This window comes from Embleya sp. NPDC001921, from assembly GCF_053594475.1.
In genome coordinates, this window is the sequence record NZ_JBSFEO010000016.1 from 110,240 (window position 1) to 135,157 (window position 24,918).

General features: G+C 73.5%; 17 protein-coding genes. 9 read left to right on the plus strand and 8 right to left on the minus strand.

The genetic code is table 11. From position 1 onward, the window contains the following. Nucleotides 1–105 precede the first annotated feature (105 nt). Complete coding sequence (locus tag ACWCPW_RS20240; RefSeq protein WP_449762951.1) at nt 106–867, plus strand: 3-hydroxyacyl-CoA dehydrogenase; 762 nt, start codon at nt 106–108, stop codon at nt 865–867. A gap of 232 nt (nt 868–1,099) precedes the next feature. Here ACWCPW_RS20240 and ACWCPW_RS20245 read toward each other — a convergent pair whose 3' ends face one another. Continuing rightward, the gene (locus ACWCPW_RS20245) at nt 1,100–1,774 is read right to left on the minus strand and encodes a TetR/AcrR family transcriptional regulator (RefSeq protein WP_449762952.1); all 675 of its coding nucleotides are present in this window, start codon (nt 1,772–1,774) and stop codon (nt 1,100–1,102) included. A 144-nt stretch (nt 1,775–1,918) separates the two neighbouring features. Next, nucleotides 1,919–3,949: a hypothetical protein gene (locus ACWCPW_RS20250; RefSeq protein ID WP_449762953.1), complete on the minus strand. Its 2,031-nt coding sequence runs from the start codon at nt 3,947–3,949 to the stop codon at nt 1,919–1,921. 471 nt (nt 3,950–4,420) lie between these two features. Here ACWCPW_RS20250 and ACWCPW_RS20255 point away from each other — a divergent pair, with 471 nt between their 5' ends. Further along, nucleotides 4,421–5,233, plus strand: a complete 813-nt coding sequence (locus tag ACWCPW_RS20255; protein ID WP_449762954.1) for a GntR family transcriptional regulator — start codon at nt 4,421–4,423, stop codon at nt 5,231–5,233. Nucleotides 5,234–5,357: 124 nt separating this feature from the next. On the opposite strand, the gene ACWCPW_RS20260 is transcribed toward ACWCPW_RS20255, so the two are convergent. After that, nucleotides 5,358–6,089, minus strand: a complete 732-nt coding sequence (locus ACWCPW_RS20260) for a GntR family transcriptional regulator (RefSeq protein ID WP_449762955.1) — start codon at nt 6,087–6,089, stop codon at nt 5,358–5,360. A gap of 230 nt (nt 6,090–6,319) precedes the next feature. Then, the gene (locus ACWCPW_RS20265; RefSeq protein ID WP_449762956.1) at nt 6,320–7,852 is read right to left on the minus strand and encodes an ArnT family glycosyltransferase; all 1,533 of its coding nucleotides are present in this window, start codon (nt 7,850–7,852) and stop codon (nt 6,320–6,322) included. Nucleotides 7,853–8,039: 187 nt separating this feature from the next. Here ACWCPW_RS20265 and ACWCPW_RS20270 point away from each other — a divergent pair, with 187 nt between their 5' ends. From ACWCPW_RS20270 to ACWCPW_RS20290, 5 genes are all read left to right on the plus strand, one after another. Next, nucleotides 8,040–9,548 (plus strand): serine/threonine-protein kinase, encoded by a 1,509-nt coding sequence (locus ACWCPW_RS20270; RefSeq protein ID WP_449762957.1) that lies wholly within the window; start codon nt 8,040–8,042, stop codon nt 9,546–9,548. A gap of 358 nt (nt 9,549–9,906) precedes the next feature. Beyond that, complete coding sequence (locus ACWCPW_RS20275) at nt 9,907–10,446, plus strand: TetR/AcrR family transcriptional regulator (protein ID WP_449762958.1); 540 nt, start codon at nt 9,907–9,909, stop codon at nt 10,444–10,446. Continuing rightward, nucleotides 10,443–10,775: a DMT family transporter gene (locus ACWCPW_RS20280; RefSeq protein WP_449762959.1), complete on the plus strand. Its 333-nt coding sequence runs from the start codon at nt 10,443–10,445 to the stop codon at nt 10,773–10,775. The genes ACWCPW_RS20275 and ACWCPW_RS20280 overlap by 4 nt, the downstream gene beginning before the upstream one ends. Further along, nucleotides 10,768–11,208 carry a DUF5360 family protein gene (locus tag ACWCPW_RS20285; RefSeq protein ID WP_449762960.1) on the plus strand — a complete coding sequence of 147 codons (441 nt, stop codon included), beginning with the start codon at nt 10,768–10,770 and terminating at the stop codon, nt 11,206–11,208. The genes ACWCPW_RS20280 and ACWCPW_RS20285 overlap by 8 nt, the downstream gene beginning before the upstream one ends. Before the next feature lie 77 nt (nt 11,209–11,285). Further along, nucleotides 11,286–11,768: a peroxiredoxin gene (locus ACWCPW_RS20290; RefSeq protein ID WP_449762961.1), complete on the plus strand. Its 483-nt coding sequence runs from the start codon at nt 11,286–11,288 to the stop codon at nt 11,766–11,768. A 183-nt stretch (nt 11,769–11,951) separates the two neighbouring features. Here the strand turns inward: ACWCPW_RS20290 and ACWCPW_RS20295 are convergent, their stop codons facing one another. Beyond that, nucleotides 11,952–12,869, minus strand: a complete 918-nt coding sequence (locus tag ACWCPW_RS20295; protein WP_449762962.1) for a S1 family peptidase — start codon at nt 12,867–12,869, stop codon at nt 11,952–11,954. Nucleotides 12,870–13,115: 246 nt separating this feature from the next. Here ACWCPW_RS20295 and ACWCPW_RS20300 point away from each other — a divergent pair, with 246 nt between their 5' ends. Next, a complete protein-coding gene (locus ACWCPW_RS20300; RefSeq protein WP_449762963.1) occupies nt 13,116–14,144 on the plus strand; it encodes an ABC transporter substrate-binding protein in 1,029 nt (342 codons plus the stop codon). Between the two features lie 256 nt (nt 14,145–14,400). Beyond that, on the plus strand, nt 14,401–15,624 hold the full coding sequence (gene fes / locus ACWCPW_RS20305; RefSeq protein WP_449762964.1) for an enterochelin esterase: 1,224 nt from the start codon (nt 14,401–14,403) through the stop codon (nt 15,622–15,624). Here the strand turns inward: fes and ACWCPW_RS20310 are convergent. From ACWCPW_RS20310 to ACWCPW_RS20320, 3 genes are all read right to left on the minus strand, one after another. Further along, nucleotides 15,604–17,127 carry a DHA2 family efflux MFS transporter permease subunit gene (locus ACWCPW_RS20310; RefSeq protein ID WP_449763027.1) on the minus strand — a complete coding sequence of 508 codons (1,524 nt, stop codon included), beginning with the start codon at nt 17,125–17,127 and terminating at the stop codon, nt 15,604–15,606. The two genes, fes and ACWCPW_RS20310, sit on opposite strands and share 21 nt — an antisense overlap. Before the next feature lie 191 nt (nt 17,128–17,318). After that, nucleotides 17,319–17,534, minus strand: a complete 216-nt coding sequence (locus tag ACWCPW_RS20315) for an MbtH family protein (protein ID WP_449762965.1) — start codon at nt 17,532–17,534, stop codon at nt 17,319–17,321. Next, nucleotides 17,521–24,867 carry an amino acid adenylation domain-containing protein gene (locus tag ACWCPW_RS20320; protein ID WP_449762966.1) on the minus strand — a complete coding sequence of 2,449 codons (7,347 nt, stop codon included), beginning with the start codon at nt 24,865–24,867 and terminating at the stop codon, nt 17,521–17,523. The genes ACWCPW_RS20315 and ACWCPW_RS20320 overlap by 14 nt, the downstream gene beginning before the upstream one ends. Nucleotides 24,868–24,918 lie beyond the last annotated feature (51 nt).

Genomic DNA, 24,918 nt, shown 5'->3' on the forward strand with positions numbered 1-24,918 from the left:
CGGGCCGAGTGATCGTGGGCCGCGTGATCGCGGTTCGCATGCGATTTCCGGTTCGTCTTCCCGTTGTTGCTCGACCCCGAACCCGACTGTTACGGAGACACACACATGCGCATCGAAGGCACCACCGCCCTGGTCACCGGCGGCGCCTCGGGCCTGGGCCTGGCCACCGCCGAACTGCTCGTCGCGAAGGGCGGATCGGTCGTGCTCTTCGACCTGCCCTCCTCGCAGGGCAAGGGAGTCGCCGAACTGCTGGGCGAGCGAGCCGTGTTCGTGCCCGGCGACGTCACCCGGGAGGACGACGTACGGGCCGCGATGGAAGTGGCGGACGCGGACGGCACGTTGGCCATCACGGTCAACTGCGCGGGGGTGGCCGACGCGGCGCGGACGGTGGGCCGCAAGGGGGCCTTCCCGCTGGACGTGTTCGCGCGGGTGGTCAACATCAACCTGATCGGCACCTTCAACGTGCTGCGGTTGGCCGCGGAGCGGATGATCGGGCACGAGCCGGTGGACGGCGAGCGCGGCGTGATCGTGAACACCGCGTCGGTCGCGGCGTTCGACGGGCAGATCGGGCAGGCCGCGTACAGCGCGTCCAAGGGCGGGATCGCGGCGATGACGCTGCCGATCGCGCGGGACCTGGCGGGACTGGCGGTGCGGGTGATGACGATCGCGCCCGGTCTGTTCGAGACGCCGCTGCTCGGGTCGTTGCCGGAGGCCGCGCGGGCGTCGCTCGGGGCGCAGGTGCCGCATCCGAGTCGGTTGGGGCGGCCGGCGGAGTACGCGTCGCTGGTCGCGCACATCGTGGAGAACCAGATGCTCAACGGCGAGGTGATTCGGTTGGACGGCGCGATCAGGATGGCGCCGAAGTAGGCGTTGGGCACTGGGCCTTTTGGCCTCAAGCGCCGGCCGGGCTGGGCTGTCCGGCCTCCGGCCGAGGGGTGGCCTCAAACGCCGGCCGGGCTGGATGTGGTTCGGTCGGCGTTTGGTGTCGGGGGGGTTGGGGTGGCCTCAAGCGCCGGCCGGGCTGGGTTTGGCTCGGGTGGTTTGGGCGTGGGCGTGTGGGGTTGGCGTTTGGTGTCGGTGGGTTCAGGTGTCGGTGGGTTCAGGTGTCGGTTGGGTCGAGGTTGGTTCGGGGGGTGTTGGGGTTTGGGGTGTGGCCGACTGTGGCCAAGGAGATCTGCACGTAGCGGTTGGCGATTTGGGGTGGGGTCAGCGGGCCCGTGGAGCGGTACCAGTTGGCGACGGCCTGGCAGCAGGTGAGGACCGCGCGGCCGGCGTCGACGGGGTACGGGGTGGTGAACTCGCCCAGTGCGACGCCGTCGCGGACCGCGTCGTGCATCAGGGCCTCGAGCTCGTCGCGCATCGCGACGTAGCGGGCGCGGTTGTCGGGTTCGAGGCTGCGCATCTCGGTGTCCAGGAAGGCCAGCGGCGCGCGGTTGGCCATGTACAGCACGATGCACTCGACCAGGGCGGCGAACCGCGCGGTGGGCGCGTCGTCCGCCTCGGCGAGTGCGCCCCGGCAGCGGCCGAGCGCGGCGTTCATCGAGCCGAGCAGCAGCTCGACCAGCAGCGCCTGCTTGTTCTGGTAGTGGTAGTACAGCGCCGGCACCGTCACACCCACGCGGCGCGCGATGTCGCGCACCGTCGTGCCGTGATACCCGTGCTCGTCGAACGCGGCGAGCGAGGCGGCCAGGATCGGCGGCAGCAGCAGCGGATCGTACGCGCGCCAGTCGGTGTGGCCGTCGGCGCGCAGATCCGCCGCGAGTGGCTCCGCCATGGGGTCCGGCTCCTGATTCCGCGCACGGGCTCCGGCCGTTCCGGGGCGCATTGTGTTGGTTGCGGCATTCTAGCGATCGCTCGCTAGGTCTCACGGGCCGGCCGCGCGAACGCGGGTCCGGTGGCGGCGTGGGGCCGGGAGGGGTCAGCCGCCGATCTGCTGGAGCGTCTTGACCAGTTCGGCGAAGCCGATGCCGACCTCGTCGAGGACGCGCAGGAGGGCCGGCGGCGGGTCGCCGATCTGGCGGTTGAGCGGGCCGACCCGGCCCGGGACGCTCGCCAGATCGCCGCCCCGGAAGCGCGACTCGGGGTCGGCCGGCGGACGTATCTGATAGCTGCGCCAGTTCCGCGCGGGCCAGTTGAGCAGCGTCAGGTCGGGCGCGTCCCAGGCCATGAAGGCCCAGCGGCGCTCGTTGCCGGCCTGGATCAGCACCGCCTCGCCGTACTGCGCCAGGCGCGTCGCGGCCACCGCCGCGATCGGGACCGGGTTGCCGAACGAGCCGGTGATCCGCCAGATTCCGTCCTCGATGCCGGCGACCCAGCCGTGGGCGGCGAACTCCTCGATCGCGTCGGCGTACGGGCTGTCCTCGACCGGCAGGGCCGGGGTCGGTTCGAGGTCGGTGCGGGCGGGGACGTGCAGCGCGGACGTCACGGCGGGCGCGGCGGGTACGACGGGCGCGGGGGCCGGCGCGGGCGACGAAATCGCGGCCGGACTCGGAGCAGGTGTCGACGGGCGCGGCGTGGGTGTGGCCCGTGGTGCGGCCGCGGCCTCGACCGGGCGCGGCGCGACCACGGGGGTCGGCGCGGCGGGCCGCGGCGTCGGCGGCGTGACAGTCGCGGGCGCCGGGCGCGGGGTGAGCCGTGTTCCGCTCGGTCGCGCGGCGGCGGCCGGGCTGTACGCGAACACCGCCGCGGAGTGCAGCACACTGCCGTCGGCGCGCGTGACACTGCCCCGTACCGCCGGTCCCAGACCGGCCGCGGGCGGGAAGCCGGCGCTCGTCGCACCGCTCGCGATGGTGCCCAACTCCCGCCAGGAGCCCGGAGATCCGTCGGCGGAGGTGCTCACCGTGACCGGCTCGCGGGCGGCCTCGGACAGCACCACGTGCAGTCCCGCGCCGTCCGCTCGGGCGCCGAGCAGGACGAGGTCGGCACCGGCCGCGACGCCGCGCAGCGCGTCCAGGCCGGCGGGCGAGGTGGTGCGGCCCGCGCCGAGCGGCAGCACGTCGGTGCCGACCGTGCGTACCGCGAGGTCGAGACCGCCGCCGGTGGCCGCGGTGTCCGCGAACGCGGCCCGGGTCAGGTCGGCGTTGCCGGTCAGCGCGAACCAGTGCTCACCGATCCGCCACTGCGCGAACCGGCCGTGCGCCGGCCGCTGTTCGGGCAGTACGAGCACGTCGGCCGGGCGGCCGGCGAGCGCGGACCGCAGCAGCGCGCCGGTGTAGCCGGACCAGTTCTCGTGCACGCCCACCCGCACCCGCGCCGGGGACAGCCGCGCGATCAGCTCGCGCAGCGTGTCGCCCGTCGGGTCCACGGCCGGCGCGTACACGTGCAGTTCCTCGACCGGACCGGCCGGCACCTGGGCCAGCAGCGAACGGTCCAGGTTGTCCAGCAGTCGGGCCTCGGGACCGGGCGTCTCGTCCGCCATGATGTGTCGCTCGGTCAGCAGCCCGGCGATCTCGCGCAGGTACTCGCCGGCCCAGGGAGCCATCGCGACGCCGTCCAGGTCGGGCAGCTTGTCCAGCCAGTCGGCGACGTCGGCCAGCAGCGCGTTGGACGCGTCCTGCTCGGTCTCGACCACCGTCCACGACCGGTCGTCGGCCCAGCCGGGCAGCGCGGGGTTGCCGCCGCCGATCGCGATCCGGCACGCGTGCTCGCCGAGCAGCACGACCAGCTTGGCGCGCAGGCCACCGGGACAGACGGTGGGCGCGTAGAGGTAGTCACGGCCGGCGCCGCGCACCTCGACCGGGTCGTGCGCCTCCTGCGCGGCGTCCCCCAGGATCGCGACGCGGGCGGAGAGGTCGCGGGCGAGCGGTACGGCCACACGCTCCAGGAACGGCAGGTCGACGCCCAAGCCGATGAACAGGGCCTCGTGCAGGGCGGCGCCGTCGGCGCGCTCGTGCCATTCCCGCAGGAGCGTGACGGGGGATGCGGATCGGGTGTGCTGCGACGCGGTCATATGTCGATGTCCAAGGTCGTTCGTCCCGAGGGGATGGCGTGCGGGTGCGGCTCGCGAATGCGGTCGGTGGAGCCTTCGACACGATTCCGATGGTAGGCCCGGTCTCGCGTCGTCGGAGGAGGACCGGCAACCGAACGGGCGCGCTCCGGAGCAGCGCCGGTCGGCGTGCGGGCCGCGCGGGTCATCCGAAACCACCTTCCTCGTCGCGAGGATCATCGCAGCAGTCGGCGCCGGCGATGGCAAAGGCCCCACGTCGTGGACACCATCCGGGGCCGGCGCGCCCCCGTGTCCTTGTCGCCGACTCGGCTCCCTGAGATATTAGTCCCCCCGGGCAAGCGTGAAGTCGGCCGCGTCGAGGTCGGTGCGCGGGTCGGGCGCGTTCCTCGATCCGGTCCACCCACCGGTTTGCCGATCTTCGCCGATCCCCGCCGCCGAGCCGAAACGCGGCCGGGAGGCGAGGAGAATCCGGACATGACGCCGAGCCCGACCGCGCCCACGAAAAGCCGGACCGCCCTCGCCCGGGAGGCGATCCGCGGCCGGATCCTGCGCCTGGAGATGGTGCCCGGCACGGTGTTCAGCGAGGGGGAACTGGCGGCGGTCCTGGGGATGGGCAAGACGCCGGTGCGCGAGGCGCTGAATCTGCTCACCCACGAGAGCCTGGTCGCGGTCGCGCCGCATTCGGGCTACCTGGTCATGCCGGTCACCCTGCGCGACATCCGCGAACTGCTCGAACTGCGCCTGACGATCGAGACGTTGCTGGCCCGGCTGGCCGCGAGGCGGCGGGACGCGACGGCGCCGCGCGGGCTGGAGGACACGGCGGACGCGTGGCGGCGGGCGGCGGCGGACGTGGTCGCGGCGGGCGTACCGGGCAGGTGTCACCGGTCCGGCTCTCGCTCCGGGACGGACGTGGGGCCGGAGCCGCTGGGCTGGCTCGCGCTGGGCGCCGCGCTCGCCGAGCGGGCCGGGAACGGGCGGGCCGCCGAGGTCGAGCACTACGTGCTGCGCCACCACCTCCGGCATGTGTGCCTGGCCGCCGCGCTCGGCGATCCGCGCTGGCCGGCGCCGGATCACGGGGCGCTGCGGGCCGCGCTCTCGGCGGGTGATCCGGAGGCCGCGGCGAGCGCGGTCGAGGTCGGCGTCCGGGCCCTGGGCGCGGCGGTGGTCGCCGCGCTGGTGCCGCCGGTCGCCGCGCGGCTGGGCCGTGCGGACGGCGACGGATTCGGCGCCGAACCGCCGGCGGACCTGCTCGACCTGGACCTGGGCACGCTGCTGCGCGACGGGTGAGCCCGGGTGAGCCCGGGTGGTCGGGGGTGGTCGGGGGTGGGCGGTCTTGGCGGTACGCCGAGCCGGCCATCAGCAGGGTGGGAACGCCGGCCCGGTGATTCCAGTCGGGACGCAGGCCCAACGATCACAGTCGGGACGCGGGCCCCGCGATGTTCACGTCCGGCAGCGCGTCGCTGGAGAGCAGCGTGTCCAGCACCCGCTCCCGGCATCCGGTCAGCCGGATGTGCACCGCGCGCCGTGCCGCGCCCGGGTCGCCCGCCGCGAGTGCCTCCAGCAGCGGCGCGTCGTCGCCCGCGATGGCGCGTGGATGCGGGCCGTCGGCGGCGACGCACAGCCGGATCAGCCGGTGGTGCGCGTGCAGGGTCCCACCCAGCGCGCGGCGCAGGTGCCGGTTGCCGACCGGCTCGGTGAGCAGCAGATGCAGCCGGGTGTACCGGTCCAGCCACGCGTCCGGACCCTCGACCGGTCGCCGGGTCCGTACCCACGCGTCCTCGCGGGCCACCAGCGCGGTGACCTCGGTCGGCCGGCGCGCCACCGACGCCGCCGCGTCCTGTTCCAGCGCGCGATGCAGGTCGAACAGCTCGCGGGCGGAGCGTACGGTGACCCGCGAGACCCGGTAGCCGCTGCGGGGGATGACCTCGACGAAGCCGTCCTCGGCGAGCAGCGCGAGCGCCTCGTGCACGGGTGTCTTGCTCATGCCCAGCTCGCCGGCCACCGCCTTCTCGGTGAAGCGCGCGCCGGGCGCGAGTTCCAGGTGCAGCACCCGCCGCCGGATCTCCCGGTACGCCGAGCCGGTCAACGATCCGGGCCGCCCCTCGCCGCCGGTGCGATAGCCGGGCGGACTCGCATTCACCATGACGCTCCTCCCTGCGTGGCCGCATCCTACGGGCGCGGCACGGGCCGATCGGGGCTTGCCCGGGGCGGTCGAACCGGGTGTCGACCGCTGATCCGGGCACCGTGCGACGGTGGGTTGCGGGTAGGCGCGGGTCGACCCAGGCCGACCCAGGCCGACCCAGGCCGACCCGGGCCGGTCCGGATCGCCCCGGCCGCGTTCGGCCCGGGCCGGTTCCGGTCGGCTTTCGTCGATCAGTAGAAGTGCCGCAGGTCGGGCCACAGACTCGACCAGGGCCGCGCCGTGCCCGCGCACAGTTCGACCACCGCGTGCTGCTCCTCGTTGTCGACGCCCTTGCCGTTGTCCACCCGGGTGACGAGGCGACAGTCCACGAAGTCCCGCAACCGTTGTGTGACCTCGCCCTCGCGCACGATCACCACCGGGCCGTCGGCGCGATCCGGCGGCGGCCCCCAGTCGGCGAAGGACATGTGGCCCGAGTACGGCTTGGGCAGTCCGCGGGCGGGACCGTACCGGTCGAGCGCGCCCGCCTCGCCGTAGTTGCCCGCGAACAGCACCGCCCGATCGCGTTGTTCGGGCGGAATCCGCGCCCAGGCCACCGCCGCGGCGTCGGCCAGTTCCGGCCAGCCGATCTGTTCGCCCTGCTCCGGGTTGATCCCGTTCACCGCGTTCACCTTGGCGACCGGCAGCAGCGGCAGCGAGATCACCGCGCTGGTGACGGCGGCGATCACCAGCATCGAGCCGACCGGTACCCGCCTGGTGGGCCGGGACGCGACCCACCGCACGGTCGGCTCGCAGCCCGCCGCGACCAGGACCAACAGCAGTGGCAGCGCGTAGTACGACTTGCCGCCCGAGCCGACCACCAGGACGCACAGGACCAGGTAGCCGAACAGTATCGAGCGGGCCCAGCGCAGTTCTTCCGAACGCCACAGGCGGATCCCGCCGGCCACCCAGATCGGCACGAACAGCGGGGACAGGTAGGCGATTTGCAGCGGGACGAACATGATCCGGTTGGTCGTTCCGTCGTCCGAGCTGATGCCGCCCGCGACGGTGAACTGCGGCCAGTCGTGGCCGGCCTGCCAGATCAGACCGGGCGTGCCGAGCAGTACCGCGATCGCGACGCCCCCGCCCAGCCAACGGCTGCGCAACACGTCCCGGGGACCGACCGCGAACAGGCCGACGAGCAGCGCGACCACGAGATAGCCGACCAGGTACTTGTTGAGCATCGCACCGCCGACGGCGGCCCCGACCGCGAGCCACCAGCGCCCGTCGCCGGTGCGCGACAGGCGCAGCACGAACCACGCCACCAGGAGCCACGCGAGGATGTCCAGCGTCGCGGTGGACCACAGGTGACCGACGCCGAGCACGATGCCGGACGTGGCCGCGCAGGCCGCCGCCGGCAGTTGGCCGGACCGGCCGGAGCCGAACTCGCGTGCTATCAGCGCGACGACCAGCACGGTGGCCGCGCACGCGAGCGCGGCGAATATCCGCAGATCCTGCGGGTCGTCCCCGAACAACTCAGCGGACACGCGGGCGAGTAGCGGGGTGAGCGGAGGTTGGTCGACGTAACCCCAGGCGAGGTGCCGGCCGGCCACGACGAAGTACAGCTCGTCGCGATGGAAGCCGTAGCGCGAGGACACCGCCGTCTGCACCGCGAAGACCGCGAACACGATCAGCGAGACGGGCAGCGTGGCCAGGGGCGGCAGGGCTCGCGGCGCCGGCGCGGGCAACAGCGGTTCGGTCGACGTGCGTTTCTCCACACGGCTCATTACGTCATGGTGCCGGATCGAGCACCCTCACGGCAGAGACTCGCGCGCGGGTCCGGACAACGAGTCGGGAACGAATTCCGGCACCTGTTCCTCCGGATCGGCGCGATATCGGCGCGATCCGGGATGTCCGTTTGCCGGCGCCGTGACCGAATCCGGCCCACACTGTCATTCGGGGGGTGGGCCTGCCATGGACACGCGGGGTTCGGGACGTCTTGTCGCCGCCCGGTACCGGCTGCTCGAGCAGTTGGGTTTCGGGGGCATGGGTGTGGTGTGGCGCGCGATGGACGAGCTGCTGCACGTCGAGGTCGCGATCAAGCAGGTGAGCATCGGCGATTGGCTCCCGGACGCGGAGCGCGAGCAGCGCGTCGCCCGGGCCATGCGCGAGGCACGGAACGCGGCGCGGCTGCGCGAGCATCCGCACATCGTCAGCGTGCACGACGTGGTGGTCGAGGACGGCGTGCCGTGGATCGTGATGGAGTACGTGCCGTCCCGCACGCTGGCCGAGGTGGTCGCCGAGGACGGCCCGCTGACGGTGGAGCAGGTTCGGGTGGTCGGGACCGCACTGGTGGACGCGCTGGCCGCGGCGCACGCGCTGGGCATCGTGCATCGCGACGTCAAGCCCGCGAACGTGCTGTTCGCGCCCACCGGGCGGATCGCGCTGGTCGACTTCGGCATCGCGGTGCACGAGGACGACGCGGGGCTGACCGGGTCGGGGGTGATCGGGACGCTGGAGTACATCGCGCCCGAACGGCTGCGCGGGGACGCCGCCACGCCGGCCGCCGACCTGTTTTCGCTGGGCTGCACGCTCTTCCAGGCGGTGGAGGGCACATCGCCGTTCCGGCGCGAGCAGGCGTACGCGAGCATGGCCGCGGTGCTGGGTGAGCCGCCGCCGCGGCCGCGCCGGGCGGGGCCGTTGACCGAGGTGATCCTGGGCCTGTTGGACAAGGACCCGGCGGGGCGACCGGACGCGGACCGGGTCCGACTGCTGCTCGCGGCGAACGTGACCGACAGCGGGGCGCGGAACATCGCGCGGCAACTGGCCGCGCCGACGGAGTTCGCGCGGCCCGCGGCGGCCGGGGAGCCGGCGGGGTCGGAACGTTCGACGAGCCCGGAAGGGTCTGCGGGAGCGGTGGGGCCGGTGGGCGCGGATGGAACGACCGTGCCGGCACCCGTACATCCGGCCGGCATGCCCGGCGCCGCCGCACCTGCGGCCGTACCCGCCGCCGAGCCGGCCGCCGTGGAGCAACAGCCGCAGCCGACTCGACCCGCTTCGCCGCCGCCGCTCCGGGTTCGGTCGCCCACCGTGCCGCTGCCCGACGATCCGGCGGCTCCGCCGCCCCCGCGCCGGCGGCTCGCGTACATCATCGGCGCGGTCGTCGCGATCGTCGCGGTGATCGCGCTGATCGTGGTGGTGAGCCTGCTGGTGAACGGCTCAGGCGGCGGGGACGACGACACCGACGGGGACAGCCCGGCGGTGCAGAGTTCGGAATCGGCTTCCGAGACCCCGACGGACGCCTCGTCCGAGGCGGCGAGCGACGCCGCTTCCGGGTCGAGCGCCGAGGCCTCGACGGACTCCTCGTCCGGAGCCGAGTCCGCCTCTTCGTCCGGAGCCGAGTCCGCGGTCCCCTCCGGCGGTTCCACGGACGAGAACCCGGCCGGTGCCGGGTCGGCCTCGGGCGCGGCGCCGGCCGGCTGACCGCCGCCCGGGTCGGCGGCCGCGAAGCCGCTCGCCCGGGAGTCCGTCGGCCACCACTCCGCGTCGGCGAGCCCACCGAGCGACCCGGGCCCCGCCCCCGTCCGCCCTCCGGCTCGGTGTCCCGAGCCGCCGGGCGACGACCCGTTCGGGTTTCACCGAAACCCCGCCGACCCCTGCCGAGTGGCGACCCGCCCGGTCCCCAGCCGGGCCCCTCCCGCCCCGCGACGCGGCAACTCCCGTGCGGCGCACGGTGGATCACCCGACCCGAGGACACGTGCGCCGGGGTGATTCGCTGCTACCGTTGCTCCCGACCGTCCGGACGGTCCGGACGAATCCAGAGCGGGACAGGGGTGCGCCGATGCGCGATCGACTGCTGGACGCGGTGGAACGAATACTGGTCCGGGACGGTGTGGAGGCGGTCCGGCTGGACGCGGTGGCCCGTGAGGCCGGCGTCAGCAAGGGCGGACTGCTGCACCACTTCCCGAGCAAGCAGGCGCTGGTACAGGGCGTGGTCGAACGACTGGCCGACCGATTCGAGGCCGCGCTGCCCGAACCGGGCTGCCCGCCCGGGGCGTTCGCGCTGGCGTGGCTGGACGCGAGCATCCCGGCGGAGTCACCGACCGGCGACCGCAGCGGCGTCGACCAGGTCCCCCTCGCGCTGCTCGCCGCGGCCGGCGGCCCCGAGGTGCTGGCCTGCCTGCGCGAGCGCTATGCGCACTGGCAGCGCCGGCTGGCCTCGGACGGCCTGGACCCGGCGGTCGCCGACCTGGTCCGGATGGCGGTGGACGGCTGGTGGGCGGCCCGCTTGTTGGACCTGGGCGTTCCGCACGACGCCGCGCACACCGACCTGCGCGCGCTGCTGACCGAGCTGATCCGCACCCGAGGCGGCGCGGCGTGATCGCGGGACTGCTGGTCGGCGGGGCGATCCTGGCCGAGGTCACCGCGACCCTGTCGCTGCGCGCCTCGCACGGACTGACCAGGCTCGTCCCGAGCGCGGTCGTCGCGGTCGGCTACCTGCTCGCGTTCGTGCTGCTCGCGCAGGCGTTGAAGACGCTGAACGTGGGCCCGGTGTACGCGATCTGGTCCGGCCTGGGCACTGTCGGCGCACTCGCCGGCGGCGTACTCCTGTACGACGAGCCGCTCCGGCCGGGCACGGTGCTCGGCATGGCGCTGGTGGTCGTCGGCGTGGCGGTGCTCTCCCTGAACGGCGGGACGACCCATGAGTAGCACGGCCGTGCGCTCGCGCGGCGCCGACCTGATGTGCTTCACCCGGGTCTCGATGACCATCGCCGACGTGGGCTTCCTGATCTACTGGACCGTCACGTTGTTCGCGCTGATCCCGGCCGAGTACGCGTACAAGGACTACGCCGATCCGGTGATCGGCGACTGGAACTACTCGTTCGTGCCGCTCGACCTCGCGGCCGCGGTGACCGGTCTGGCCGCGCTGCGCCTGGGCCGACGTACCGCGGCCGGGAACGCCCACCCGTTGATGCTGATCTCGCTCGTGCTGACCAGCACCGCGGGCCTCCAGGCCATCGCGTTCTGGGTGATGCGCGGCGACTTCGCGCCCGAATGGTGGCTGCCCAACCTGTTCCTGCTGCTCTTCCCGCTCCCGGCGATCGCGCTCCTGGTCCGGCGGATGGCGCCGGCACGGCCGTGAGCGACGCCGGGTAGCGTCTCGGTGCCCAGCGCGCCGGCCCGCACGCCGCCGCCCACCCCGCCCGAGGAGACCACGACGTGTCCAAAACCCCCGAAATCGGCGCCCCGGCGCCGGACTTCACCCTCGACGCGGTGCACCTGACCGACGGCGAGGCCGAGCGCGCCCCCTTGACCCTGTCCGCCCAGCGCGGCCGCCCGGTCGTGCTGGCCTTCTACCCCGGCGACGACACGGCGGTCTGCACGAAGCAACTGTGCTCATACTCCTCCGGCTTCGAACAATTCACCGATCTGGACGCCACCGTCTGGGGGATCAGCCCGCAGGACCTGGACAGCCACGAGCGATTCGCCCGCAAATACGACCTGCGGATGCCGCTGCTCGCCGACACCGAGCACAAGGTGGTCCAGGCCTACGGAATCGGCCTGGGCAGCAGCGCCCTGCGCCGAGCCGTCTTCATCATCGACGCCGAGGGCATCCTGCGCTGGAAACACGTTGCCCTCGTCGGCCTCACCTACCGCGGCATCGACACCCTCACCACCCAACTCGAACTCCTCCGCCGCTGAGCGTCTCGACGCTCCCGGGAGGTGGGGCTCGGAAGTTCGGGGGTCGGTGGAGGGTGGGGCGGTTTCGGGTGGGTCGCTGAACGTCCGGGCGCTCCCGGGGGCTCGGAGGTTCGGGGGGTCGGTGGAAGGCGGGGGCGGTTACGGGCGGGTCGCTGAGCGTCTCGATGCCCCCGGGTACGGGGCTCAGAAGTTCAGGGGTTGGAGGAAGGTGGGGGCGCCTTCGGGTGGGCCGCCGCTGATCAGGGCGACTCCGGTGTGGCCGGTGTGGACCGGGCCGCCGGAGTCGCCGGCGGCGCCGGATTGGGTGCTGCGGGCCAGGCCGGTGACCGGGCCCTCGGGGTAGTTGACCGTGACGTCGGTGGCGTCGATGGTGCCGCAGCGGGTGCCGCTGGTGGCGCCGGTGCCACAGACCCGGTCGTCGAGTCGGGGCCGGGCGAAGCCGGTGATCGTGGTGGTGGAGTCGCCGTCGAGGATGTCGGAGGTCAGGGCCAGGCCCTCGGCCGCGGGGATGACGGCCCAGTCGGCGCCGGGGAAGCGGGATTCGTCGACGGTGCCGATCAAGGTGCCGGTGCCGTCGTACCAGGTGGGTGCGTCGCGGGCGCAATGGCCCGCCGTACCGGTCGTGTTCGCGCGGTATCCGTTGAAGCCGGCGGTGCAGATGAAGACCGTGCCGGTGAGCCCGCTGTAGAGCGTGCTGCCGCCGTGGAATCCGGTGGCGGCCCGGGTGCCGGGGCCCGTGGCCGGCCGCGTGGCCACGCGTGTGGTGATCGGCGCGTCGAGTTCGGTGATCTCGACCAGCGCGGGCACCATCCGGGCGGTGTGCAGGAAGGCCGCCGTGGCCGGGTCGGCGGCGCCGCGCAGCGTCGCGATCGTGAGTGTGCAGCGCCGGTGGTCGACGTACCAGTACTGGCTGTTGCCGGCCAGTCCGTTCAAGGCCAGCTCGTCCAGGCGGTGCCGGAGCGTGCTCAGTCGCGTCAACCGGTCGGCGAGGCAACCGCCGGCGGGCGGGTCGGCCGTGGCCGGGGCGGCCAGACCGGCGAGCACGAGCACGGCCGTTGCGGCCATCGACAACATCGAACGCGTCACGGTGGTCCGCTTCATGCGGGAAACCGTACGGACCGGCGCCCGGCCCGAGCCGCCCGATCACGCCGCCGTCACCCGTACGGGCGGCCGAGATCCCCCGCAGGGGCATCGAACCCGCGCCGCCCGGGCGTGACATGGGCCACCCGGATCGATGGGGACTCGTACCACCTTGCGGATCTCATGGAAGGTAAGGCTAACCTAAGCACGACCTCGCGGGTCGTGCCGTGCCCCGGCCCCCGCCCTTCCTCGCGCCCGGAGTCCCAGATGTCCTCTTCTCATCGCTCGCTCGCGACCGCCCGGCGGCGCGTGGTTCGGCTGTTCGCCGTGGCGGGGGCGGCCGGCCTGCTGCTCACCGGGTGCGGTTCCGACTCCGACTCGAAGTCCGACGGCAAGCCCGCCGCGAGCCAGGGCAGTGGCGCGCCGGCGGGCGGCGACTCGGCCGGCGGTACGCGCACCGTCAAGGACGCGACCGGCACCGCCGTCCAGGTACCGGCCGCTCCCCAGCGGATCGTGGTGCTCACCCAGGAGGACCTGGACGCGGTGCTCGCGCTCGGCGTCAAGCCGGTCGGGATCACCAACGGCCAGGGCCTGGACAAGCCGCCGGCCTATCTGGCCGACAAGGTCAAGGGCATAGAGGTGGTCGGGAACCTGCTCCAGCCGGTGATGGACAAGGTGATCGCGGCCAAGCCGGACCTGATCCTGGCCGGCGACATGCAGGACGAGCAGGTGCTCAAGCAGCTCCGCAAGATCACCCCGGCGACGCTGGTCACGATGGCGCCCACCGACGACTGGAAGTTGTCCTTCCGGGGCATCGGCAACGCGGTCAACAAGCTGGACCAGGCGAACAAGGTGATCACCGACTACGAGGCCAAGGCCAAGAAGACCGGCGAGGACCTGGCCGCGAACAAGGGCGCCGCGGTGAGCATCGTGCGCTGGAACCCGAACGGCCCGAGCTGGATGGAGAAGCGCCAGTTCGCCAGTGGCGTCGCGCTCGACATGGGACTGACCCGGCCCAAGGCGCAGGACAAGGACGGCAACGCGCACACCCCCGCGCTGAGCCTGGAGAAGATCTCCGAGATCGACGGCGACTGGCTGTTCCTGGGCACGCTCACCTCGGACGGCGCGAGCGCGCTCAAGGAGGTCCAGGACAAGCCGGCGTACAAGGAGTTGAACGCGGTCAGGAAGAACCACGTGGTCCCCGTGGACGGTTCGGTGTGGTCCACCCGAGGCGGTCCGCTGGCCGCCGACGTGGTGCTCAACGACCTGAACAAGGCGCTGTCCGCCACCTCCTGACCTGCCGTCATCGGCAGTGGTCGGCCCCGGGAGCGTCACGCGCCCGGGGCCGAGCCCGTATCGAGTCGAGCCCGTGCCGACCCGTATCGAGGCCATGCCGACCCGCACCGGGGCCGAGCCCGTGCCGACCCGTACCGGGGCCGAGCCCGTGTCGAGACCCGGCCCGATCGCGTGGCGGTTCGTGGGACCGGGCCACGATGCCGCCGGTGGGATCCCGACCGCCCGTTTCGTCTTCGCGCAGAAAGCGACCAGCATCATGGACACACCGATCCTGCACGCGCTGACCGAGGCGGTCGCCGCCGGACGAGCCGACGCCTGCGCCGAGTTCTGGGCCCGGGTCGAGGAGGCCGGCGCCCCGCTGGTCGAGCCGGATCCGGCCGACCCCGGGCAGCGCCTGGTCACCTTCGTCTGGCGGGAGGACCCGGCGGCGCCCGCGAACGACGTGCTCGCGCTGCTGCACACGTTCACCGACCGGGACCGGCACGCGGGCGATCTGACGCCGCACCTGATGCGCCGGGTCGCCGGCACCGACGTGTGGGCGATCACCCATCGGCTGCCCGCCGACCTGCGCGCGTCGTACCAGTTCTTCGTCGGCACCGGTGCGCGCGACCGGACGTTGCGCACCGATCGCGCGGCCTGGCTGGGCGTGTTGGACGCGGCGGTGCCAGACCCGTACAACCACGCGCCCACACTGGCCGCGCGGGACGGGCGCAACCCGTCCTCGGTGCTGGCGCTGCCGCACGCGCCCGCGCAGCCGTGGGCGCGGCGCCGACCGGGCGTACCGCGCGGGACGCGGCTGGACACCACGGTGGACGGACGCCGGGTGAGTGCGCTGGTGCCCGCCGGTGTGCGGCACGAGCCTTACCGGGTGGCGGTGTTGCTGGACGGCGAGGTCTGGGGCTCGGTGCTCGAGATCGGCGACACGTTGGACAACCTGCACGCCGACGGTCGGATCCCGCCCACCGTCGCGCTGCTCGTGGACACGATGGGTCGGGAGCGGCGGATGGCCGATCTCACCTGCAGCGAATCGTTCGTGGACTGGCTCGCGGACGTGCTGCTGCCGTGGGCCGGCCGGCATTACGGGGTGAGCGGGGACCCCGCGCACACCGTGCTCGTCGGGCAGAGCGCGGGTGGGCTGACTGCGGCGTTCGGGGCGTATCGTCGACCGGAGCGATTCGGCAACGCGCTGTCCCAGTCCGGGTCGTTCTGGTGGCCCGACCCGGACGAGAGCAACGACGGACCGGAATGGCTGACCCGACGGTTCGCCACGAGCGAGCGCCTGCCGATCCGGTTCCACCTGGAGGTGGGACTGCTGGAGTGGATGCTCGTCGCGGAGAACCGCCGGTTGCGCGATGTGCTGCTGGAACGCGGATATCCGCTCACCTACACCGAGTTCGACGGCGGCCACGACTACGCCTGTTGGCGCGGCGGGCTCGCCGTCGGGCTCGTCGGCCTGCTGTCAGCCTCGGACGGGCGCTGAGGCCTCGGCCGAATCGGGGCGGGCGGACTCGGGTTCGGGAGCGGTCCCGAGACCCGCTCCCGCCTCGGCTCCGTGTCCCGCCTCGGCTCCGTGTCCCGTCCCGGGTTCGGCGCCGGGTCCCGTCCCGGGACCCTCCTCGTCGTCGTCCTCGAACGGTGGCGGCGCCGGTGCCTCGCGTGGCAGGCGCAGCGCGAACAGCGCGCCGAGCGCGACCAGTCCGGCGGTGACCCAGATCGCCGCGCGATACGGCCCCGGCGCGTCGGCGTCGTGGCCCGAACCGCCGCCCGCCTCGATCACCGCGGCACCGGCCGCGATGCCGAGCGAGCCGCCGAGCGTGCGCACGATGGTGAACAGCGCCATCGCGTGGCCCATGTCGGCGGGCTCGATCTCACCGAACCCGGCGATCTGTACGGTCAACACCGCCGTACCCAGCACCAGCCCGACGCAGAACATCAACACCCGCACCGCCCAGGCGTTGTCCGCGACCCCCGGCAGCGCGAGCGCGCCGAACACCAGCGCGGCCAGGACCAGCGCGGGTGTGGTGAGCCGGCGCGGGCCGAGTCGGGGCAGCAGCCGGTCCACCACCTGCGACGCGAACATCAGGCCGACCGCCTCGGGAAACACCCCGAGCCCCGCGTCCAGAGCCGAAGCGCCCAACGCCGCCTGGTACAGCAGCGGGAAGACGAACAGCACCCCCATCAGCCCGGCCGAGGTGACCAGAGCCAGCGCGGTCGCCGAGCCGAAGGCCCGGTCGGCGAGCAGCCGGAGTCGCAACAAGGGTTCCGAAGCCCGGAGTTGGTGCACGATCGAGGCGAGCAACAGGGCCAGGCCGAGGATTCCGGCGATCGCGATGGCGGGCGTGGTCCACCCCTGCGACGGTCCGAAGCCGAGCGCGTAGGTGAGCAGCGCCAGGGTCGGCGTGGTGAGCCAGAACCCGGTGCGGTCGAACGGCCCGACCACACCGGCGCGGTGCTCGCGCAGCCCGAACAGGCCGAGCAGTACGGCGGCTGTGCCGATCGGCACGTTGACCAGGAACAGCCAGTGCCAGGAGAGGTGTTCGGTCAGGAAGCCGCCGAGCGGTGGGCCGAGCGCGGGCATCAGCGCGGTCGGCACGATCAGCCACTTGGCCAGCCGCATGCGCTCGTGCGGCGCGAACGCGGTGAACAGGATGGTCATCCCGACCGGCGTCAACAGGCCGCCGGCCAGGCCCTGGACAACGCGCGCCAGAACCAGCGAAACGAGGTTCTGGGACAGGCCGCACGCGGCCGAGGCCGCGGTGAACACGGCCAGCGATGCCAGGAAGACCCGTTTCGTGCCGAAGCGATCACTGAGCCGGCCGGCGACCGGGAGCGCGGCCACCAGGGCGACCAGGAACGCGATCTCGACCGTGTTCGCGGCCACCGCGGGCCGGTCGAAGTCCTCCGCGATGGTCAGCAGAGCCGGATTGACGATGGTCGAGTCCAGGCCGTTCATGCACATCGCGGCGGTGTAGACGGCCACCACGATCCACGCGGACGCGCCCTTCGCGGTCGCCGGCGGAGCGGGCCGGGAGCGCTCGGCGGTCGCCGCGGAACCGGGTTCGGTGTGCCCGCCGGCTACCGATGGAAGCGGCTCGTCGGGCTCGCCGCTCGCCCCGGGAGCCCGCACGTAACGCTCGCCGCCCGCCCGGGGAACCGGTTCGGTGTGCTCCCCGGTCACCGCGCGGCCGGGGCGAGGTCGGTCCAGTGGGTGCCGATCCAGTCCAGCGCGACCGAACGCGCGCACGGCCCGTGCGCGAGCGTCCAGCCCTCCGGCACGGCGGCGAAGTCGGGCCACAGGGAGTATTGCCCGAGCTCGTTCACCAGGACCCGGAACTCGCCCTCCTCGTCGTCGAACGGGTTCGTCGGGGTGTCGTGGTCACGAGAGGTCATGGGAGTCGTTCTCCAACTCGGTGAGGCGGTCCAGGACCACACGTGCGATCCGCGCGATCGGGCCGGGCAGGGTCATGTCCTTGTGCGAGCAGGCCACGTTCGTGTTGTCGATCCGACCGCTCACGTACGGGGCCCAGGTGTCGGGGGTGAGCGTGTCGTCGATGGTGTCGACGGTGGCCCGGAAGAACAGCACGTCGCCGCGGAAGACCCGGTGGTCGAAGGCCCGCACGAGGTGGTTGGTGTTGAGGTAGATGTCGTTGAGCGCCTCGATCGTGGCCTCGTCCAGGCCGGCCAGCGGACTGCCCTCACGGCGCAACACCGCAATCACCTCGACGAGTTCCAGCGGCGCGCCGCCCAGACTCTCCGGTCCGTAGCCGCCCATGGTGAGCAGCGCCTCCAGTGCCTCCGCGCGGTCGGGCACCGGCAGTTCGCGAAAGCCCTCGGCCGGATAGGCGTCCAGGATCGCGAGCAACTCGACCTCGTGGCCCAGGTCCTGCAGCCGGGTGGCCATCGCGTGCGCGATGATCCCGCCGGTCGACCAGCCGAGCAGCCGATACGGACCCTCCTCGTGCACCTCGCGCAGCCGGTCGACGTAGTGCGCGGCCAACTCCTCCAGCGTCCGGGGCAGCGGTTCACCGGCGGTCGCCGGGCCGACGCCCTGGGCCTGGAGGCCGTGGATGGGCAGATCCGCCGGCAGGTGCCGGATCAGGCCCGCGTAGCACCAGGACAGGCCACCGGCCGGATGCACGCAGAACAGCGGAGCCCGATCGGTGGAGCCGGCCGGACGCAGCGGCAGCAGTACGTCCAGCGCGTCGCTGTGCTCGGCCGCCTCCAGCGCGGCGTCCAGGCCGGCGGCGGTGGGCGCCTGGAAGATCGTGCCGATGCCGACGTCCGTGCCCAGCGCGGACTTGATCCGGCCGGCCAGGCGGACCGCGAGCAGCGAGTGGCCGCCGAGGTCGAAGAAGTTGTCGTGCACGCCGACCGCGGGTACTCCGAGCACGTCGGCGATCAGCGCGCACAGCCGCTCCTCGCGCGGTCCGCGCGGAGCGCGCCCGGCGCCGGCCGAGGCGGTGTGGTCCGGGCGCGGCAGCGCCTTGCGGTCCAGCTTGCCGTTCGCGGTCAGCGGCAGCCGGTCGACCACGACCACGGCGGAGGGGACCATGTGGACCGGCAGGGTCGCGGCGGCGTACTCCCGCAGGGCGGGCCCTTCGACGCCGGCCCTCTCGCCGTCGGCCGCTTCGACCTCGGGACCGGCGACGTCGGCCGCTTCGACCTCGGGACCGGCGACATCGGGACGGGTGACATCGGGCCCGGCGACGACGTAGCCGACCAGCCGCTTGTCCCCGGGAGTGTCCTCGCGCAGCACCACGGCGGCGTCCGCGACAGCCGGGTGGGCGGCCAACACCGCTTCGATCTCCCCGAGTTCGACCCGGAAGCCACGAATCTTGACCTGCTGGTCGCCCCGCCCGAGGTAGTCCAGGCCCCCGTCCGCGCGGCGCCGCGCCAGGTCGCCGGAGCGGTACATCCGGGCCCCGCGTTCGCCGAACCGGGCCGCGTGCGGGTCGGCCACGAAGCGGGTCGCGGTCAGCGCGTGCCGACCCAGGTAGCCGCGCGCGAGGCCCTCGCCGGCGACGTACATCTCGCCGGTCACCCCGGGCGGGACCGGCTGGAGCCGGTGGTCCAGGACGTAGACGCGCAGGTCGGGGATGTTCACCCCGATCGTGCTCGCGCTCCCGGCGGCGGCCGACGCGCGATCGAGCGGATGATAGGAGACGTGCACCGTGGTCTCGGTGATCCCGTACATGTTCACCAGCCGCGGCGCGTCGTCGGCGTGCCGCTCGTACCAGTCGGCGAGTCGGGCCGGCTCCAGTGCCTCGCCGCCGAACACCACGTAGCGCAGCGCGAGTTCGCGCCCGGGCCGCTCCCGGTCGGCGGCCACCAACTGGTGGAACGCGGACGGCGTCTGGTTGAGCACGGTGACCCGTTCGCGGGCGAGCAGGTCGAGGAACTCGGCCGGGTCGCGGCTGACCAGGTGCGGCACCACGACCAGGCGACCGCCGAACAGCAGCGCACCCCACAACTCCCAGACCGAGAAGTCGAACGCGTAGGAGTGGAACAGGGTCCACACGTCGTCCGGGCCGAAGCCGAACCAGTGGTCCGTCGCGGTGAACAGGCGGCCCACGTTGTGGTGGGTGACCGGCACGCCCTTGGGCCGGCCGGTGGAACCGGAAGTGTAGATCACATAGGCCGGATCGCTCGCGCGCAGCGGGCGCTTGCGCTGCTCCTGACGCAGGTCGGAACCGGGGTAGGCGTCGGCGTCCTTGCCGTCCACCGGGATTCGGGGCAGGTCGTGCGCGGGCAGTCGGCGTGCGGTGGCCGTGTCGGTGAGCAGTACGGCGGGCGCGGCGTCGTCCAGCATGTAGGCGAGCCGGTCGGCCGGGTAGTCCGGGTCGAGCGGCAGGTAGGCGGCGCCCGCCTTGGCGACCGCGAGCAGCGCGACGACCAGTTCCGGGGAGCGCGGCAGCGCGAGCGCGACGATGTCACCGGGGCCGATGTCGCGGGCGACCAGCAGCCGGGCCAGGCGGTTGGCCCGGGCGGAGAGTTCGGCGTAGCTCAACGACAGTCCGGCGCAACCGACCGCGATCCGCTCGGGGTGGGCGCGGGCGGCCTGCTCGTAGCGGGCGACCAGAGTGGCCGAGGCGGTCGCGGTCGCGGTGGGCCCGGCGTTCCACTCGACGAGCGCGCGGTGCCGCTCGGATTCGTCGAGCAGGGGCAGGGTGTCGATCGGCGCGTCCGGGTCGGCGACGGCGGCGGTGAGCAGCGCGGCGAGCCGGCGGGACAGGCCGAGCACGGTGGCCCGGTCGAACAGGTCGGTGCGGTACTCGACGAACCCGCCGACGCCCCGGCCGGGTTGCTCGCCGACGTTCAGGGTGAGATCGAACTTGGCCGTCCCGGACGGCACGGCGGTCATCCGCGCGGTCAGCGGGCCGAGCGCGAACTCGGTGTCGGGCAACGACTGCCACGCGATCAGCACCTGGAACAGCGGGTGCCGGCCGAGTGAGCGCGGCGGGTTGAGCTCGTCCACGACCCGGTCGAACGGCAGGTCGGCGTGGTCGTACGCGGCCAGTGTGGTGCCGCGCACCCGATCGAGCAGGGTGCGGAAGCTCGGCGATCCGGAAGTGTCGGCGCGCAACACCAGGGTGTTCACGAAGAATCCGACCAGGTCGGCGGTGGCGTCGTCGTCGCGCCCGGCGACCGGCGTGCCGAGCGGGATGTCGGTGCCGCAGCCGTGCCGGGTGAGCAGCGCGGCCAACGCGGCCTGAACGGCCATGAACACGCTGGTGCCGGTCGCTCGGGCCAACTCCGCCAGGCCCGCGTGCGCGGTGGCGTCGAGGTGGAAGGGCACCGTGTCGCCCGCGTACGAGGCGAGCTGGGGGCGCGGTCGGTCGGTGGGCAGCGCGAGTTCGTCCGGCAGGCCGGCGAGGGCGCGCTTCCAGAAGGCGAGCTGCCGGGTGGCGGACGCGGTGGGCGCGGCGGCGGTGCCGAGCAGGCGGGCCTGCCACGCGACATGGTCCGGGTAGCGCACCGCGAGCGGCGGGAACCGCGGTTCGCGACCGGCGACCCGGGCCGCGTAGGCGGTGGCCAGATCGCGGGAGAGCGGTGTGGTCGAGGCGCCGTCGCCGGCGATGTGGTGCAGGAGCAGGACCAGCGTGTGGGTGTGCTCGTCGGTGCGGAACAGTGTGCAGCGCAGCGGTGGTTCGACGGCGAGGTCGAAGCAGTGGCGCACGGCGTCGGCGATCGTCTCCCCGGACGCCGCGAGGCGCAGTTCGGGGCGGGCCTGATCGACCGTCAGGATCCGCTGGTGGGGCTCGGCTCCGTCCTCGCCGAGGACCGGGTAGACCGTGCGCAGCGTCTCGTGCCGGGCCACCAGGTCGGCCAGCGCGTGCTCGAGCGCGGTGTGCTCCGGTGCGCCGGTCAGGGTCAGCACGAGCGGGATGTTGTAGGTGGGACTGGGTCCTTCGAGCCGGTACATGAACCACAGGCGCTGCTGCGCGGGCGACAGCGGCAGTCGGTCGCCGGTGTGCGGCACCGGTTCCAGTACCGGGCGCGGCTGGGGATCCGCGCTCGTCCGGACGAGTTCGGCCAGGCCCGCGGGGGTCGGCCGGCGGAAGACGTCGGCCAGTCCGATCGGCGCCTCGAAGCTCTCCCGGGCCCGCGCGGCGAGCCGGGCGGCGAGCAGCGAGTGGCCGCCGAGGTCGAAGAAGTCGGCGTCCCGGGCCGGTTGTTCGGGCAATTCCAGGACGGCGGCGAAGAGATCGCAGATGATCTCCTCGTGCAGACCGCGCGGACCCTCCCGCAGACCGGGCGCCAGTGGCGCCGGGTCCGGCAGCGCGCGGTGGTCGATCTTGTCGTTGGCGGTGCGCGGCAGCGCGGGCAGCACGAGTACCGCGGCCGGGACCAGGTGTTCGGGCAGCAGGCCGGCGAGGTACGCGCGCAGCGCCTCGGGGGCCGGGGTGCGACCGGCGACCGGGACCGCGTAGCCGAGCAGCCGTTTGCCGTGCGCCGCGTCCCGGGCGATCACCGCGGCCTGCGCGACGTCCGGGTGGCCGGCCAACACCGTCTGGATCTCGCCCGGTTCGATCCGGAAGCCGCGGATCTTGACCTGTTCGTCGGCCCGGCCCAGGAGTTCGAGGCTGCCGTCCGCGCGGCGCCGGGCGAGGTCGCCGGTGCGGTACATCCGGCCGCCAGGATCGCCGTGCGCGGCGCCGAACGGGTCGGCGACGAAGCGCTCGGCGGTCAGGTCGGGCCGGTTCAGGTAGCCCCGGGCCAGGCACGCGCCGGCGATGTGCAGTTCGCCGGTGACGCCGACCGGCGTCGGCCGCAGCGAGCCGTCCAGGACGTAGGCGCGCGAGGCGCGGACCGGGGCGCCGGTGCCGTCCGGTCCCCAGAAGTAGGCGTCGACGGTGGTCTCGGTGGGCCCGTACAGGTTGATCGGCCGGCTGCCCGGGATCGCGGAGAGCCGTCGCCACAGCGGCTCGGGCACGCTCTCGCCGCCGACCACCACGACGGCGGGGTGGTGCCGGTCGGGGGCGTCGAGGCCCTCGGCGAGCAGCGCCTCGGCGTAGGTGGGCGTCACGTCCAGGTAGTCCACCCGGTGCTCGTGCAGGTAGTCGAGCAGTGTGGTGGGGTCGCGGTAGCCGGCGTCGTCGAGCAGGTGCAGTTCGTGGCCGTGCACCATCCACAGGATCGGGTCCCACGAGGCGTCGAACGCGAACGAGGCGCTGTGCGCGATCCGCAGCCGGGTGCGGCCGGTGCGCTCGACGGCGGGCGCGATGTGGTCGCTGCCGTGGCTCGCGTACAGGTTGGCCAGCGAGGCGTGCGAGACCGCGACACCCTTGGGCCGACCGGTGGAGCCGGAGGTGTGGATCACGTACGCGCTGTGCTCGGGGCGCGGCGGTCGCGGGGTGCGGTTTGGGTGCGCGGCAAGTCGGGCGCGGGTGTTCGGGTCGTCCAGGAGCACGGTGTGGATGTCGTGCGCGGGCAGGCCCGCGACCGCGTCGGAGGTGCCGATCAGGCAGCCGGGTCGGGTGTCGGCCAGCACGTCGGCGATCCGCCGGGCCGGGTGGCCCAGGTCGAGGAACTGGCAGACGCCGCCCGCCTTGAGCACGGCGAGCAGGGCGACCACGGTGTCCGCGCCGCGGTGCAGCGCGACGGCGACCGGGACCTCGGCGGTGACGCCGGCCGCGATCAGTTCGTGAGCCAGCCGATCGGCGGCCGAGTCGACCTCGGCGAAGGTGCGGGCGTCCGTGCCGGCGCGGACCGCGATCGCGTCGGGCGTACGGGCGACTTGGTGCGAGTACAGCTCGGGCAGGGTCGTGGTGAGGGGTGCTTCGGCGCGACCGGCGGTGGCGCGCACGACCTCGTCGGGGCTGAGCAGGTCGATCCGGCCGATCGCCTGCCGGGGTTGGTTGTGCAGCAACTCGACGAGGGCGTCCAGGTAGCGCAGCAGGCCGAGTTCGTGATCGGCCAGGTCGCATGCGCGGTAGCGGGCGGGATGGGCGTCCAGGTCGATCCGCAGGCCGCCGCCGGCGGTCGGCACGACGCCGACGGCCAGGTCGTCGACGGGGCCGGCGGCCAGGTTGTGCACCCGGGCGACCGAGCCGTCCAGATCCAGGTCGCCCTCGAAGGCCTTGATGTTGATCATCGGCCCGTACAGGGGTTGTTCGCGACCGAGGGCGCCGAGTTCGCGGAGCAGGTCCTCCTGGCGGAAGCGCTGGTGTCGGCGGACGGCGCGCAGTTCGAGGACGACCCTGCGCAGCAACTCGGGCGCGGTGTCGCGGGGATGGACCGTGATCCGCAGCGGCAGGATGTTGACCGTCATCGCCGGGGTGCGCAGCGCGGCGGGGCTGCGCCGGTTGAGCAGCGGGAGGCCGAGGGTGATCTCCCGGGCGCCGGTGGTGCGGTGCAGGTAGCCCGCGGTGGCGGCGATCAGCAGCTCGGCCCAGGTGGCCCGGGCGATCGAGGCGGCCTCGGTGAGCCGGGCGGCGCGGGCGGGCGGAAGTTCGACGGCGCGGCGCAGGATCGGGGCCGCGGGCAGAGGAGTTGCCGGGGCCTGGGACAGGGTGACCGGTCGCGGACGGTCGGCGAGGTGATCGAGCCAGAACGCGCGATCGGTGTCGTACGCTTCGCTCGCTCGGTAGTCGACCTCCTCCGCGACCAGGTCGCGCAGGCTGCCGAAGGGGTTGGGGGTGGGCCGGTCCCGGCGGGCGAAGGCGGTGTACAACTCGGCGACCCGGAGGCCGATCAGGGTGAGCGCGTACGCGTCCACGGCGACGTGGTGGACCCGTCGGTACCACCAGTGGTGGTCGTCGGCGAAGCGGAACAGCGCGTGGGTGACCAGGGGTCCGGTGCTCGGGTCGACGGCCCGGTCCAGATCGGCCCGCATCCAGGCCTCGGCCCGAACGGTCGGGTCCTCGGCGGTGCTCAGGTCGATGCGGTGCACCGGGAACTCGCGGTCGAGGACGCGTTGGGTCGAGGTGCCGTCGGCGTCCGCCACCACCAGCAGGCGCAGCGTCTCGGCCTCGACACCGACCCGGTGCAGCGCGCGGGTGAACAGGTCGGCGTCCAGCGGGCCGCGGATCTCGACCCGGTCGCCGGTGTTGTAGACCGGATCCGCCGGGGTCAGCGCCTGGGCGTAGACGATGCCGGCCTGGGCGGCGAGCAGCGGCAGCCGGGCGGCGTGGGGGCCGGCCGCCGGCGCGGGCACGTCGGCCTCGGCGAGGTCCGGGACGAAGGTATCCGGATCGGTGGTCTCGGCCTGGTGGTGACGCATGGTGTGGAGACTCCCGGGGCGCGACGACGGCAGGCGGCACGTACCGGTCCC